Below are 16,624 nucleotides of genomic sequence, written 5' to 3'. Positions count from 1 at the left end.
ACCCTATATAAGGAATAAGGATTATAAACATTTTTTGGACAATAGAACATAAAAGGCTCCCTTCTAGAATATTTCTACTATATTAGTATATGAAGAAATATTCTAGAAGGTTACTAAAATTTATTGTAATAAATTATGTTTGCTAGTAATAAATATGTAAAGGACTATAAACATGCTAGCGTATACTATATTGATCCTATAGTTTAATCACATTGCAGTTTCCTAGAGGATAATTTAATTCTAAAAAAAAATTGGAAAAGTGCAACTATATTATAGTGATAAACGTTATATAATTGTAAATCATGAAAAGCTATGAACTATAGGAAATTTTAATAAATAAATAATAATTAATCCAAGTAAAGAAAAGTAAAAAAAATTTCTAAAAGGTGCAACTAAAATATAGTCATAAACGTTATATAAGTATAAAATATGAAAACATATGAACTAGAGGAAATTTTAATAACTAAGTGAAAATTAACCCAAGTAAAGAAAAGTAAAAAAGATTTCTAAAAGGTGCAACTAAAACATAACCATAAACGTTATATAAGTGTAAGTTATGAAAATAAGTGTACTATGTGAAAATTAAAGAAATTGAGTTAAATTTTAATAAAAAAGTTGAAATTAAACAAAAAGAGTTATATAATAGGTACAGCATGAATTTTGTGTAATTGGATGAATGTTATCACAAATATTTATGTCATTTCATAATATGGTAAAGCACCATGCATTCTAAAGGTATCACAAACACATTGAAGTCTTTAATTACTAAGTTGCTTTAAACTGATTTTTATGTTTTATAGTAATAAAAAAAGCTCCCTAGGGGGTGTAGTTAAAGGAGAAAATATTGTATTCTTTTAAAAAGACTACAATTATAACTAAGTTTTTATTTTTTTAAAAATAAAAAGTATATATTAATGGGAGGGACAAACTATATGAAACAAATCAAAAAATCACTAAGCATATTCATGGCAGCAATATTCGTAATGGCCGGAATTTTAGGTAATGTTACAGCAAACGCTGCACAGGCAGTTGCAACAAAGGCAACACAGGTACTTGTTCCAGCGATAAATTATGTTGGAGTAGAACATTCACCACTAATAGTAGGAGATACTGAAAAATTAACAGTAACTTCAAGCTTTACAGGAAAAGTTCAATACAGAGCATTTATGTCCGATGGTAAAACATGGACAGAATTAACAAAAGGATATGGCGCATCAGTAGATGCTAAAACACCATATGTTTTACCAGAAACACCAGCATTCAAATTAGGAAAATATAAAGTTTCAGTTTGGGTAAAAAGAGATGCAGAAACAGGAATTCAATCAAACAGCAATGGTAACTTTGATAGTTATTATGTTGCAGAATTAAATTGTGTTGCTAAAGATGATGCTAACAGAGTATACGCTAATGGAAAAGCTGATTACACTGTTAATGGAATGAAATTAACTTTCAACAAAATAGAAGGAATTAGTGGAATTCCAGGACCATACAAATATGCAATGCACGTAATGGATCCAACAACTGGAGTATGGACAAAAAGAGTAACTACTTACCAAGAATCTCCATCATATACATTCACAAAACCAGGAACTTATATGGTTGTTGTACATGCAAACACAGAAAAATCAACAACTTGGGCTAAATACTTAGCACAAGATAAAACAGATGCTAATCAAGGTTCAACATATGGAACATATGAAGCTTGGAAAACAATAATGGTAACTGTTAAAGCAGAAGAAACAGTAAAAGTATTTGATACTACTGTTGCAGCAGCTTCATTTGGATCATTAGTAAATGTAACTATGACAGCAGAAGGTACTAAAAACTTTGCTACAGCTACAAAATACCAAATACTTAATGGTACAAGTGCTTTATCAGCTGTAGTTAACTTAGGAACAGCTACAACAGTTATGTCTATCCCAGCTAAAGTTGCAGGAGACAAAGTTAATGTTAAATTACTTGATGCAAATGCAAACGAAGTTAAAACTATAGAAGTAGCTTTAGGACAATCAGGAACAATTACAATAGCACCAGTAGCACCAGTAGATCCAAGTAAATCAGAAATTAAAGCAACAGTAAAAGCTGGTACATTTGGAGCATTAGTAACTGTTACATCAACTTCAAAAGATGCAGTTAAATACCAAGTATTTAATGGTACATCAGCTTTATCAGCTATAGAAGTTTTAGGAACAGCTACAACAGTTATGTCTATCCCAGCTAAAGTTGCAGGAGACAAAGTTAATGTTAAATTAATAAATGCAGCTGGAACAGTAATTGCAACAAACGAAGTAGTTTTAGCTACTAACTAGTAACTTTTAAAAGGACTTTAACCCTTAATTAATATTTAATTAAGGGTAGTTAATAAATAAAGTATCAAAATAAAACCAAATTAAATGGAGGTATAAATATATGAACAAGAAAATTACAAGTTCAGCTCTTGCTGCTTTAATGATAGCAGGATCAACATCTTTCACAGCTTTCGCAGCAATGTCTAATGGTACTGTAGTAATAGGAAACAAAGCTTTTGACTTAGCTTATGCTAATGATGCAAAAAATCTTACTGAAATCACTGCTGCAATGGTTGCCGGTGGAGCAGTTTATGTTAAAAACTTCGAAGGAAACTGGATTAACAATTTAACTGGAACAACAGTAGCAGCAAGTGTTATACCATCAGTAACTTATAAAAATGCTACTGGAGTAGTAACTAGCTACCCAGCAGAAGATAAAGATGCAGCTGCAGTATCAGTAAGTGCTATTAGCGCTAGAAGCTTCAAAGTAGTATTTAACCAAGCAGTAACAGATACATCAAAGGTTGTACTTTCAGTTGTAAGAGGAGTATCAACTCCTGTAACTATGACAACTGAATGGAATGCTGCTAAAACAGAAGCTACATTGTCTACTACAGCAAATTTACCAGAATCAGAGTACTCAGTTAATGTTAAGAAGGATGCAGTAGATCTTGGAACAACAAAAGTAAATATATCTCAACAAAAAATAGCTAAAATCAATATAACTTCTACTAAATTATCAGTTGTTACTGATCAAAAAACAGCAGCTCAGACTGGATTTGCAACTTATACTGTAATAGATCAATACGGAGTTGACGTTTCAAACGGATCTTTAGCTAATAATATACAATTCAATACTGGCGTAGGTTCTATTTCAGCATCAAAGGGAGTAATTAAGATAACACCATCTACTAACTTAAATCTTATGACATTCACTTCAGGAGTATCAATAACTGCTAATGATACAAACACTGGAGTTTCAGCACAGGCTATGTTGGCTGTAACTTCACAACTTGGAACATTAAGTGATATAAAACTTAATAGTATAACAAATGTTGATAATAAAGTATTGACTGCAGGAGATAGCACAAATATATTCTATGTTGATTTTGTAGCTACAGATATGAGTGGTAATGTTACAACAAATTACGACCTTATCAGAAAAGGATTGATATATATAAATTCAGATAGTCAATTCTTAAATATATCAAACCCATACGTAACAGCTGAAGTTAAACAAGATCCAAAAGATTCTAACAAAGCAGTAATCGAAGTTAGAGCTACTAATCAAGCTATTTCAATTGATATGGATGTTGTAATCACTGCTATGACTTGGACATCAAAGAGCTCACAATTAAATACTAAAATTAGAAGACAAGCAGAAGCAAGTAGATTTCAATTACAGGCTCCAAATGAAGATATAGCTTCAGGAGAATCAAAAGTTATTCCATATGCAGCAACAGATCAAAATGGACTTCCATTAACTAAATACGAAGATTTAAGAAATATCACATTTACTAATGCCGTAGCTACAAGAGATAATAACGGGAATCTTTTATTGAAGAATATTCCAGTTACAAACAATGGAACATCTTCTATTACTCAGGTTATATCAGCATCTGTACCAAACTCAACAAATGGTTACAGCAGTATAACTGTTAATATCCAAAAACCAGCTTTAGCTGATACATTGTTTTTAGATACAGACGTATTGAACACTATTATGCAATCATCTTATGGTTCAGAATCTGCGGCAGAACAAACTATAGATTTTGGATGGGATGCAGCAGGATTAGAAGTTAGAGATCAGTATAATAGAGCTATTGATATGGATGATGCAACTGATGCAGTTGGTAAGAAATACAAAGTTGTACCAACATCTAGTGATACAAATGTTATCAAAGTATCTGGTTATGCAACTTCTGGACAAAATCAAATTTCTATTTCAGCAGGTAATGTTGGATCATCAACAGTTAGATTTGATTTAGTTGATACTACAACAAATAAAGTTTTAGATTCAAAATCACAAACATTAACAGTTATAAAAAATAGTGATATTAAAGGATATATTATGGATCAAGCAACAGAGGCTGATACTTTGTTTGCTAATCATGTTAAAGGAACAACACCTACTAAGTCAGAACTTAATTATGACTTTAACCCAACTGTTTATGGTAAAACATCAACTGGAGCAAAAGTAGTATTAAGAGGTACTCCAATAACTGGAGCAAGGCTTACTAATAGTGACTTTGAAATATATACTGGTACAGGTAATAGAAATTTTGCTCCTGATGAAATAGAAGTAGGCGCAAATAAATTAGATGCTGCAAAAACAGGATCAACTGCATTGTTAACTATATCAATTGAAGGTTATGATAGCGATGATAATCTAACTAAAAATTCGTACTCAGTAACTACAGTTATTAAGTCTTCAACTGCAGACCCAATAGCTACTAAAATTAAAGCAGCATTTGATACTTCAATTGCTGGAGTTACAGAAAAAGACGATGTTATAACAATAGACAGAAATGCTGATCAAGCTGCTATTGGATTACTTCCAGGTAACTACATGACTAGAACTGGTGTAGATGGTAATGGTACACGCTCAAAAGCGGTATACTTTAGAGCTTATGATCAATATTCTTCAAAATCTACAACAGTACAACAAGTTCAAACAGTTGGAACTACTACATCAGGATTTGAAGTAGATAGAAGTGGTAAAATCATACATGCTGCAACAGCTAACGGTGATGTTAAACTTACTGGGATGACTAATAACGGACTAGCGGCAACAATTACGCTTAGATTCACTGGTACTACTCCAATAGAAACAGAAGCAGCTAAAGTAAAAGCAGCAATAGAAGCAGTAACTAAAGCTGAAATTAGTGCATTAGCAGCTGATAAAACAGCAGCACAAACATTAGTAACAGGATTAGCAGCTGGAACAGCTAAAGATGCTTTACAAGTTAAATTAACTGCAATAGTTACAAAAGAAGATGCAGCAGCAGCTGAAGCAGCTAAAGTAGTAACAGCAACAGCAGCAGTAGTTAAAGCTGAAACTAGTAAAACAGTAGCTGATAAAACAGCAGCACAATTATTAGTAACTGGATTAGCAGATGCAAAAGTTAAAACAGATTTACAAACTAGAGTAACTGCAATAGTTGTAGATGCAACTAAACTAGCATTTGTATCAGCTGGAGTTTACAGTTATGTATTAGGTGGAACAACAGTAACAGTTAATGATTCAAGTCTAGTTTCAAAAGTTATGGTTGATGGAGTAGAAGCAACTACTATGGTACTTACTGGTACTACAATTAGAGTTTCTACAGATGCTAAGCCAATTTCAATGATATTAGTTGATAAAGATGGAGTAAAAGTTACAGCAACTTTAAAATAATATATTAACGACATCTTCATGGGCAATTTGCTCATGAAGATGTCATTAAAATAACTCCTAAGTTTATTGGGAGAAATATGTAAGTGCTTAAAACGACACATAGTTAAACAGTTAAGATAGAAAAGAATTTTGTTTTCAATGTTAAAAAAATATCTTGAATGTATAGATACTATAAAAGAAAAACTAAGGGGGAATATTAAATTGAATAAGAAAAATTATTTAGCAGTGCTTTCAGCAACTGCTATGTCAACTTTATTAGTAGGCGCAATGTCAACTACTGTATTCGCAGCAAATAGGGATTTTCACACAAAAGATGGTAAAACAACATACCTAGCTTCAAAATGGCAAACAAACGCTGCTAGTTTTGTAGAGTTACTAGATGCTGTAGATTCAAATTCAGCTAATTTAGTTTATGAATATGGCAATAAAAACTATGATTACACTAAGTTAGAAGTAGCTTTGGCTGTTCCAGGAGCTACATTTACTGAAACTTTAAAGGATGATTCATTAGTAGTTGTTAGTGAAGCGTTAAAGGTTCAATCAGTAAATGCTATTACTGATACAAAGTTGAATGTTGTTTTCTCAGGAGCAGTTGACACTGCTACTGCTGCTAACTTTAAAGTTACACCAGGAATTACTGTAAACTCTGCTACATTAAGTGCAGATAAGAAATCAGCTATCCTTGATGTATCTGGTGCAATAGTTGGAACTGATTATTCAGTAAAGGCTACTGGTCTTCTACTTAATGGTGTTGTACAACCTGATGCAACATTTAGCTTTAAAATGCCTGATGCATCTGCATTATTTGCACCTACATTAACTTCTAAAGAGACTACATTAAAGTCAGATGGATTAACAAGTACATTAGTTACATTCACATTAAAAGATGCTACTGGAACAACATTGAAAGATGCTGATAAAGTAGAAGTTGCATTTACAACTACATTTGGTAGATTTGCTGAAAATAAAGTAACAGTACAAAACGGTGTTGCTACAGTATTGTTTGTTACAGAAACTTTAGATGCAGCAAGAACAGCTAACATACAAGCTACAATTGTAGCAGCTGCAAACACAAATACAGTAGGTGTTAAAGCAACAAATAAGATAATATTAACTCCAAATCCTAATGATGGAGAAGAGCAAACTGCTGGAGCAACATTAACTGAAGTACAAGCAGCTCAAGGAGATAGAGTAATAGCTTACTTTAACAAGGATGTATTAGCATCTAATTATACAAATACTATTAGTGCTGATGGAGTATCATTTGATACTACTACAAAAAAAGCTATAGCCGTAGTTAATACTAACATAGCTAATGATGGGTCATTTGTTGTTGGAACTAGTAAAACTATAAAAGTAAAATATGTGCTTCCTGTTGTTGGAAACCCTAGAGCGTTACAATTAGTTTTAGACACTACAGATGCTGGTAATTTCCCACTAGTTAATAATTCTAATTTAAGTCTTGCATTTACAGACACTACAGGTACATTGCCAGTAGCAAGTACAAAATATGCTAAATTAACAGATTCAAGAACTCCAGCACTTCTTAGTGCGGTTAATCAAGGATTAACACAATTAGTATTAACTTTCTCAGAACCAGTAAATGCTGCTACAGCTGAAAAAATTGCAAACTATACAATAGATGGAGTTAAATTAGATGATGCTTCATTTGGAGTAGCAGCTAAAGCAGAAATAGCAGCAATAGAGTCAACACAAACTCTAGCAGAAAAAGACGTAATAAAAGCAACAAAAAGAAATGTTGTTACAATAACTCTTGGTAAAAATGCAACTGGAAATCAAGTTTACCTTAAAGCTGGAGATCATTCAATTCAAGGTTCATCAATAGCTGATTGGGCTGGAAATGTTTCTAACACACAAACACTTGACTTTAACATAGCTTCTGATATTTCAGCACCTAGTGCTAACGTAAATGTACAATCACCAGAACAGTCTATAGTAACATTTACAAAAGTAATAAATGAAGATGCTACTAATTTAATAAAACTAGAAAAATTAAATAAAACTACAAAAGTTTGGGAACCTGAAACTAAACAAGCAATCAAAGTTACAAAACTTGAAGGTGTTGCAAATGCTTATAAAGTTGAAACAACTAAAGATTGGACTGATACAGCAGTTTATGATACAGTAAATTCAAAATTAAATTACTATAATGATAGCTATAGATTAGTTGTAGCTAAAGATACAGTTTCTACTGCAGCAAACGGAACTAAAAATGCTGCAATAGAATTAACTCTTGGAGGAGTAATGACAATTCCAGATGTTACTTCACCAGTAATAAGCAGTATAGTTGAAGTTAAAAATATTGATGGAGTTGTAACTGGATATAATGCAACTATGTCAGAACCAGTAAAAGTATCTGTTAATGGAACTACTTCAGCTGATGCATTAGAAACATTTGCTCAAGGACAAACTTCATTACCAATTGCAACAGCTCAATTTGTTAAAAAAGATGGTAGTAAAACAATTGGTGGAACAGTAAGTGCAGTTGTTGATCCATATGATAAGACAATATCAGTAGTACCAGCAAGTAAACTTGATGCAGGCGTTTGGACACTTGTTGTAAGATCAATATCTGATGATATTGGAAATACAGCAGCATCAGCTACACAAGACTTTACAGTAACTGGACCAGCTCCAACAACTAGTAAATTTGCAGTACAATGGACATATGCTGATCTTGATAATGACTTTATCAATGAAGAAGCTGCTGATACAGATGCAAATGCAGATTATGTATATGTTAAGTTTAATGAGGCAGTATCAGTAACTGGAGATTCTAAAAATGCATTGAAAACTTCAAACTATCAACTTGATGCAGTAGCTCTTCCAACAGGAACACAAATTAGAGCTAATATAGCTGGTCTTGATGATAAAGATGCAGTAGCAGATTCAGTTACAATAGTATTACCAAATGGATATTTAAAGAATCATGCAGCTCCACACGTACTAACTATTTCTAATTACTTAGAAAGTACAACACCTGGAGATGTATTAACAAATGGTGGTGCTAAGAAACTTGCTTGGACAGCAGATAACAGTAAATTAAATTTAGTAGCTAACATGCTTCAAACATTAGTTGGAAAAGATAATGCTACAGTATCAGTAGATGCAACAACAGGAAATAATATTGTTGCTGTAAACACTCCAACTGCTAAATTAGTAGATTTATTGACAGTAAATACTATAAATGTTGCTAATTTAAATAGTGTTATGATTAACGGTACAGATATATTAGCATCAAAAGATCCAGTAGCAGTAAAAACTGCATTAGCAATAGCTATACCAGGAAAAACAGTTGATACAATGACTCTTGCAGATTTTATTGGTAAAACTATAACTGTTAATGGTGTTAGTTATACAGTTCAATTAGCTATATAATAAAAGAATTTGTCTATTTCACTTCCAAACTCTATAAGGGATCAAACCCTTGGTAAATGTGGAAGTAAAATAAACAATCAAATAACAAAATGAGAGAGGGTCAGTTGTGGATCTGTCCTTCTCTATTTTTAAAATACAAATCCATAACATTTCAAAATAATCACATCAGTTACAATTCAAGTGAAGTCAGATCCTATCACTGACTACTCCACAAACCATGTTGTGGAAATTAGGTAGTTATCAAGGAACTAAATATATAGTATAAGTCATCATATCTTTGGTATGGTGGCTTTTATTTTCGTTTAAGATATAGTATATAGTATAACTAGTAACGCAGAGATGATGAATTTAGTAATAATGATGACAACACCTATAGCCTAGGTGTTATTTTTATGTTTAAAATAATTAAAAAAATAAATTATATAAATGAAAGTATATAGAGGAAGGGTGATTAATATGGTTACAGTTACTAAGGATTTTGTATGTACAAAGGTATGAATTACTCTAATAATTTGAGGGATATATACTTATAAACAAGTTCCAAAACTGTTTAATTTAAGAGGAGTGGTTGGAGAAGTATTAAAAAACAGGGGGAACAAAAGAAGAACCAGTTGCTACTATTTAGGAAAACTATCTTATATTGAAAGAATTAATATATGATTGAATATAAATACATTCAATAATAAGTGTTATTAGGTTATTTTTGTGAATTAAAAGGATTTTAGCATTATTTGTTGAATAATAAGAAAAGTTGAATATATTTTACTATTTTGAAATAAAGGTATTTTATTCAATTGATTAACTTAATAGAATTAGTTTTAACTAAACTAATTCAAAAGTTAAGTTAGAGTAATTAAATATATAAAGTTCAAGGGGGAAGTATTAAATGAATAAAAAAAATTATGTAGCAGTAGTTTCGGCAATTGCTATGGCAGCGTTCTTATCAGGTGCTATGTTTACTAGTGCATTTGCAGCAAACAGGGATTTCCATACAAAGGATGGTAGAATAACATACAAAGCTTTGGAATGGCAGAACAATCCAACTAGGTTTTTAGCACTATTAGAAGCTGTAGATTCAAATTCAGCTAATTTAGTATATGAATTTGGTTCAAAGAACTATGATTACACTAAGCTTGAAGTAGCTTTAAAAAATGGAACTACATTTACAGATGCTTTAAAGGATACTTCATTAATTGTTTCTAATAATAATTTAACAGTTTCATCAGTTAGCGCAATTAATGATAAAATGAATGTAGGGGATGATTATACATTACCAACAACAGTAATAGTAAATTTATCTAATGGAACGACTAAAAATTTACCTGTAATATGGTACGAAATACCAGATACAAAGGTAGCAGGAACTTATAAATTCACTGGTACATTAACAATGGTTAATGGGGTAGTAAATACAAATAATATAACCATAGCAGCTACATTAAATGTAATAGCAACAGCAACTATCGAAGAAAGAGGAAATACAGTAGGAAACATAGTAAATGATGGGCTTGTTGCTGAAAAAGATGGATTTATTTATTATGCTAACCCAGCTGATAAAAATACACTTTACAAACTTAATATTTCAACAGGAGAAAAAGAAAAATTAGGGGATACTTCAGAGGATATTAAGTACATAAATTTAATGGGTGGATGGGTATATTATTATTATTATAATTATTATTCTTATAAAATTAGAACTGATGGAACAGAACTTACTTCAATAAGTAATAATGGAAGTTATTTAAATATTGTAGATAGATATTTTTATGGAGGTAGAACATTTTTAAATGTATCTGGAAAATCAAAATATTATGCACATTCTAATTTATATAAGTGTGATTTAGATGGTAATAATGGTAAAGAACTTACAACTTATGATGTATCATATATAAATGTAGTTGGAGACTGGATTTATTATATAAACCTAACTGATAATAAAATATATAGAATGAAAACTGATGGAACGAATGCAACAGCCTTAGCATCTGATTTTGCTGAAAATTTAAATGTATCAGATAGATATATTTATTATGTAAATTCAGAAGATAGATTTATATATAGAATGAAAACTGATGGTACAAGCAAAGAGCAGATAAGTTATAATGCTTCAAGTAAAATTAATATTGCTGGCGGATGGTTATATTATGTTAATCCTGTAACAAAAATTGAATATCGTATCAATCTTACCAGTAAGAGCACTGAAAAAGTTAACTAAAAATCACAAATTGTAATGATTTAAAAACATTTATAACAGATAGTTAGTATTAAATTATTTAGCTATCTGTTTTTTTATATAGCAAACAGAATGAAGAGAAGATACAATTTGAAACAAAAGAAAGTTATGGATACTTTAGAAGAAGAAATACGGGGGGATATTAATTGAATAAAAAAAACTATTTAGCGGTAATTTCTGCAACAGCTATAGCAGTTATGTTAGCAGGTACTATGTCTACTATAGTATTCGCAGCAAACAGGGATTTTCATACAAAGGATGGTAAGATAGCCTACAAGGCTTCAGAATGGCAAACAGATACAACTAAATTCATCGCGTTATTAGATGCTATAGAATCAAATTCAACTAATTTAACATATGAATTTGGTGCAAAAAACTATGATTATACTAAGTTGGAAGCAACTTTACAAAAGGGAGTTACATTAGAAAATGCTTTAAAGGATGATTCCTTAGGCTTTGCGGGTGAGGAATTAAAAGTTGAATCAGTAGCTGCTATTACTGGTGCAGTTACAGTTACTTTCAATAATGCTTTGACAGTAGCACCTACAGTAGCAGATTTCTATATAACTCAAAAAAATGGAACTGGAAATGCAGAAACAGTAGTACCTACAGAAATAAAAATGGATTCAACAATGACTATAGCTACATTAAGAGTACCAATGGTTGCCATAGCAGCAGTAGATCAAAGTGTAGTTTATGGAGTAGCATATAAGAGTGCAAGGGTAGTTAATTCAGCAGTAGTTACTATAAAAAGTAGTACAATAATTATGTTCCCTAATTTATTTAATTTAACAGAGGCAATAACAGCAGCAACTAAGGAAGCAACGGATGCAAAAGCAGGATCAGAACCAGGAAATTATGGACAAGCTGATATAGACAATTATAAAGATGCAATAGTTGAAGCACAAAAAATACCTGGCAAATCAGATGCTACACAAGCGGATGTAGATGCAGCAGTAAAAACACTCGCTAGAGCTAAAACTAGATTCGAATTAACAATTAAAAAGGAATTAGTAATTAGTAATAAAGATGAATTTTATAATCTTATAAAGAATGCTTTAGAAAATTGTGAAACTACGGTAAAAGTAAAAGTATTAAACTATAATAATTCAGATTATAATTTAAATGTTATTAATCAAATAGTTTTAGAACATCCTGATGTGGATTATGGCAAACCAGCTTTAAAAGCACAAATATTTAGTTATGGCGAAGCAGAAAGTCTTTTAGAATTAACTTTTGAATATGAAAAAGATGTATTTATAATTAAACAAGAAAAAGAAGTAGCTCAAAAAAAAGTTCAAGAAGTTTTAAAAACAGTTATAAACAATGAAATGACTGATTTTGAAAAGGAACTTGCTATTCATGATTATATAGTTAAAACTGCAGATTATGATGTGAATAATTATGAAACTGGAACAACAACCTTAGAAGATCATACTGCATATGGAGTTTTAGTAAACAAGCTTGGCGTTTGTGAAAGTTATGCAAAGGCAATGTATGAATTATTAAATGGGGCAAATATAGAATGTAAATATGTTACTGGATATTCAAAATACAATGGAGTTAAAGGTGGAGGACATGCTTGGAACATGGTTAAACTAGAAGATGGATGGTATAACCTAGATACTACATGGGATGATCCTATTTCTGATAAAAATGGTTCAAATACCTTAAATAAAGAAACTACGCCTATGGCAACAGTTAATCATACTTATTTTAATGTTCCAGATAGTATTTTTAACAAAGACCATATAAGAGGAGAATTTGAAGAAAAGAATTATCCGAAATGTACAGCTACAAAATATTCTTATGAAAATATGGATGTAGAAGAATATACAGCTGATGGTGAAGTAATTGCAAAAGTTACAAGTCAAACTGAATTGGATGCAAAAATATTAGATGCTTTAAAAACTAGGAAAACTGTTTTATCTGTAAGATTAAGTGGATTAAACATGAATTTACAACAATTAAGTTATGAAATTAATAAGGTCATAAGAAGCAATAATCTAAATATAGGATGTAGGTGGAGCACATCTATGCCAGATGAGACACATGTTGAATATACTTTCAAATACTAAAAATATGAAAAATTCTTAAACTATACCCTGTGATATATTCGGCACAGGGTATTTTTACATCTAAAAATAACTTTAAGAACTGAAGATTTTAATAATGTTCAAGTTATGGGAAGATTACCTTATTATAAGATATGCGAAAAGCTTGGGGGTAGCCGGGGATGGGAACTATGCAAATTTTAAATATATTTGGGTAGTTTTTTGTCATGAAGGGTAGGGCTCACAACACATATAGAATTTTGTTGTAATATTTAGGGGGAAAGTGCAACTATATTGACGGAATAAACGTAATATAAGTGTGAGTAAGTATAAGTATAAAATATAAAAAACTATAACTATTAAAGAAATTTTAATATTAATAAAAATTTGACTATAGCATTTAATGAAAAGTATTAATATTAAATCAAAAAAATGGGGGTAAAAATATATGAATAAGAAAATTATAAGTTCACTTCTTGCTGCTGTAATGATATCAGGAGCAACAACTTTAACGGCGTTTGCTTCAATGGCTAGTGGTAGTGTTGTAATAGGTAATAAGGCTTTTGACTTAGCTTATGCTAATGACGCAGCAAATCTTACAGAAATCACTAATGCAATAGTTGGAGGTGGAGAGATTTATATTAAAAATTTTGAAGGAAACTGGATTAACAATAAAAATGGATTAGTAGTAGCAGCAAGTGTTATACCAGCTGTAGTTTACAAGAGTGCTACCCAGAAGATCGATTTTGCTGCTGCAGACACAAACCTAGTTGTTTCAGCAGTAACAGTAAGTTCTGCTAGCGATAATACTCTTAAAGCAGTATTTAACACTGCACCAGCAGATACAACAAAGGTTGTTTTTAATGTTAAAAAGGGAATAACTCCTTTAGCAATGAAAGTTACTTGGAATGCTACGAGTACGATAGCTACATTAACCTATACATCAAACTTACTAGAAGGCACTTATACAGTTAATGTATTCAATGGTATAACTGATCTTGGTACAAGTAGTTTGGCTATTACATTAAAAGAGACTGGTGGTAGTGTTACAACTCCAGTAGACAATACTGCTAAAATTGCAACAGCAACTGGGGCAGTAGTTAAAGCTGAAGCTAGCAGACTACAAACAGATCTAGATGCTGCCAATACTTTGGTTAATGCGTTGCCATCTGACGTTGCGCCAAATAGAGCAAGAGCGGATCTAATAACGCGTTTACTAGCTATTAAACTCATAGATGTAACTGCTCCAGTTCTTAATGTAGTATCCTTAACTATTGGACAACCAGTTTTAGCTACTAAAGATGCAAGCGGTGATTATAAAGTTTCGCTAGCTGGTAGCAAAGGCACTGATATGTTTACTGCCGTAACCTTAAATGCTAGTGAGAAAGCTACTATAAAAATTTCCACTATGGGAAGGTCTAAAACTTTTACAACGGATGATTCTGGTAAACTTACTATCCCTGTAGCTGATATACTTGGGTCCTTTGCATCTAAAGATGGTATCGCTGTAAGCACTTTAAAAGGTTATCTTGCTATGCTTAGTGGTGCAGTCACATTAAATGTAACACTTAAAGACGCTTCTGGAAACGAAAAAGCAACAACTATCACTATAATGGCAAACAATTAAGCCTTATTGGAATGGGCTCTAGTCAGCCGCCTATAAAAAGGAAGATGTGCAAGGTCCATTGTACTTGGGTGTTAATAATAGTATAATTAGTTTAGAAATTAATCAGCAACGGAGGTAAACAATGAATATGACAAAAAGAAACAAAACTATAATTAGTTTAAGTGTAATTAGTCTAGTTATAATATTAGGTGTTATTTTTTCAATGATTAAAGGTAGTGGTTCATCAGTGAAGGCACCAAAAGAACCTAATAAAATAGTTAAGCATGAGAAAATGACTAAAGAATTAAAAAGTGAAAAACAGGTATCAAGTGGGGAAGTTTATTTAAAGTCTGATGTGGCAGTGGCTAATATTACTTTGAAACAAAATATAACAAAAGATCAGGCTAAAGAGTTAGCTAATAAATATGCAAAAGAATTAAAAAATCAATACAAAGAAATGCCTGTAATTGTAGATGTTAAACAAGGGGACAAGGATATAGTTAAAGAGTTGATCCCTGAAAAAGATGATCAATTAGCAGCAGAAGCTAAAACATTTATGGGTGTAGAATATATAAGAGCTGATTTTAAAGATTTTTTAGAAAAAGATATTACTAAGGTATTGATGGATGAAAAACAACTAGAGAAGAAATCATATAAATTTAAAGATGGACAATTAACTATAATAAATGCAAACAAAAATTCTAAAATAAAAGTTGTTATAGGTAAAAAAACTTATAATGTTGTATTTATACAAAAATAATAGAGCATTATAAAAAAAGCCATATAATTAATTTGTATTTTATTATAGGAGGACAATTATGAAGGATGATGTAAAAAAAGCTATATTACAGTTACACGTAAATGATGAACATGAAGCTGCGCATGCCACTTCAAAAAAAGAGTTTTATAAAGATGAATTAGAATCACTGCCAGATATGAATGTGGGCGATATAAATATAAATACTACATATGTATTTGATTTAGGTGATAAGGTGGAAGTGGGTGTTTATTTTAGAAATGGCCTTTCTGAAGCAATTAATTTTGATAAAATACAACTTAAAATACTAAATTCTAGAGACGAAATTGTGGCAAATCAAACATTCGAACTTCGAGAAGTAGGTGATATACCTGCTTATTCAGCAGTGCCGTGGAAACTCTTTTTTAATAAAGAAAATGTATATACTGATGTTATAGAACTACAAGATGGAGCGCGTATAGTTTTCGATACAAATATAAAAGCACATAGTACTTTGAAAATCGAATTTGAAAATGTTCCTGATAAGTCTGAGTTTAGTAAGTTACATAAATATTTGGATAAATTGTCACCTATGACTTCAGGAAATATTAGTATATCATTATATGAAATTGAGAAGAGTAATAATGGAGACTTAGTAATCTCATTAATAATGAGAAATGCAACAGCACGAAAGATAAAAGTAGAGAAGATTCCTATAACTATTAAAAATAATGAAAATGATAAAATAGTGGCTATAGGGACTTTTAATATTGGTGATATGGAAATCAATTCATTAAAGGCGATATTTTTAAAATTATTATTCAAAGCTGATCGAATTTTAGAGTCAGAATTTAATGTAGATAACTTATCTGTATATTTTAATGAGTAGTAATGTGTAGATAAACTTTTAA

8 protein-coding genes are annotated in these 16,624 nt (G+C 31.1%); all 8 read left to right on the top strand.

From position 1 onward, the window contains the following. The first annotated feature begins 932 nt into the window (after positions 1-932). The 8 genes from G9F71_RS20380 to G9F71_RS20345 all read left to right on the top strand — a co-directional run bounded on the left by G9F71_RS20380 (position 933) and on the right by G9F71_RS20345 (position 16,602). The gene (locus G9F71_RS20380; protein ID WP_164948514.1) at positions 933-2,309 is read left to right on the top strand and encodes a hypothetical protein; all 1,377 of its coding nucleotides are present in this window, start codon (positions 933-935) and stop codon (positions 2,307-2,309) included. Positions 2,310-2,409: 100 nt separating this feature from the next. Beyond that, positions 2,410-5,685, top strand: coding sequence for a cell wall-binding repeat-containing protein (locus tag G9F71_RS20375; RefSeq protein WP_164948513.1), 3,276 nt, complete (start codon positions 2,410-2,412; stop codon positions 5,683-5,685). Positions 5,686-5,886: 201 nt separating this feature from the next. Then, positions 5,887-9,084 carry a hypothetical protein gene (locus tag G9F71_RS20370; protein ID WP_164948512.1) on the top strand — a complete coding sequence of 1,066 codons (3,198 nt, stop codon included), beginning with the start codon at positions 5,887-5,889 and terminating at the stop codon, positions 9,082-9,084. A gap of 886 nt (positions 9,085-9,970) precedes the next feature. After that, the gene (locus G9F71_RS20365) at positions 9,971-11,299 is read left to right on the top strand and encodes a DUF5050 domain-containing protein (protein ID WP_164948511.1); all 1,329 of its coding nucleotides are present in this window, start codon (positions 9,971-9,973) and stop codon (positions 11,297-11,299) included. Between the two features lie 164 nt (positions 11,300-11,463). After that, positions 11,464-13,395 (top strand): transglutaminase domain-containing protein, encoded by a 1,932-nt coding sequence (locus tag G9F71_RS20360; protein WP_164948510.1) that lies wholly within the window; start codon positions 11,464-11,466, stop codon positions 13,393-13,395. A 424-nt stretch (positions 13,396-13,819) separates the two neighbouring features. Further along, positions 13,820-14,998 carry a hypothetical protein gene (locus G9F71_RS20355; RefSeq protein WP_164948509.1) on the top strand — a complete coding sequence of 393 codons (1,179 nt, stop codon included), beginning with the start codon at positions 13,820-13,822 and terminating at the stop codon, positions 14,996-14,998. A gap of 121 nt (positions 14,999-15,119) precedes the next feature. Further along, positions 15,120-15,737, top strand: coding sequence for a hypothetical protein (locus G9F71_RS20350; RefSeq protein ID WP_164948508.1), 618 nt, complete (start codon positions 15,120-15,122; stop codon positions 15,735-15,737). 58 nt (positions 15,738-15,795) lie between these two features. Next, positions 15,796-16,602, top strand: a complete 807-nt coding sequence (locus G9F71_RS20345) for an SLAP domain-containing protein (protein ID WP_164948507.1) — start codon at positions 15,796-15,798, stop codon at positions 16,600-16,602. The last annotated feature ends 22 nt before the right edge of the window (positions 16,603-16,624 follow it).

It is taken from the genome of Clostridium sp. FP2 (assembly GCF_011065955.2).
GTDB classification, from domain to species: domain Bacteria; phylum Bacillota; class Clostridia; order Clostridiales; family Clostridiaceae; genus Clostridium_AD; species Clostridium_AD tagluense.
This window is presented reverse-complemented; position numbering and strand designations above follow the sequence as displayed.

Bases quoted from the DNA above. Each gene is read 5' to 3' on its own strand.
- G9F71_RS20355 (WP_164948509.1), top strand. From the start codon at position 13,820: ATGAATAAGAAAATTATAAGTTCACTTCTTGCTGCTGTAATGATATCA.
- G9F71_RS20345 (WP_164948507.1), top strand. From the start codon at position 15,796: ATGAAGGATGATGTAAAAAAAGCTATATTACAGTTACACGTAAATGAT.
- G9F71_RS20380 (WP_164948514.1), top strand. From the start codon at position 933: ATGAAACAAATCAAAAAATCACTAAGCATATTCATGGCAGCAATATTC.
- G9F71_RS20365 (WP_164948511.1), top strand. From the start codon at position 9,971: ATGAATAAAAAAAATTATGTAGCAGTAGTTTCGGCAATTGCTATGGCA.
- G9F71_RS20375 (WP_164948513.1), top strand. From the start codon at position 2,410: ATGAACAAGAAAATTACAAGTTCAGCTCTTGCTGCTTTAATGATAGCA.
- G9F71_RS20350 (WP_164948508.1), top strand. From the start codon at position 15,120: ATGAATATGACAAAAAGAAACAAAACTATAATTAGTTTAAGTGTAATT.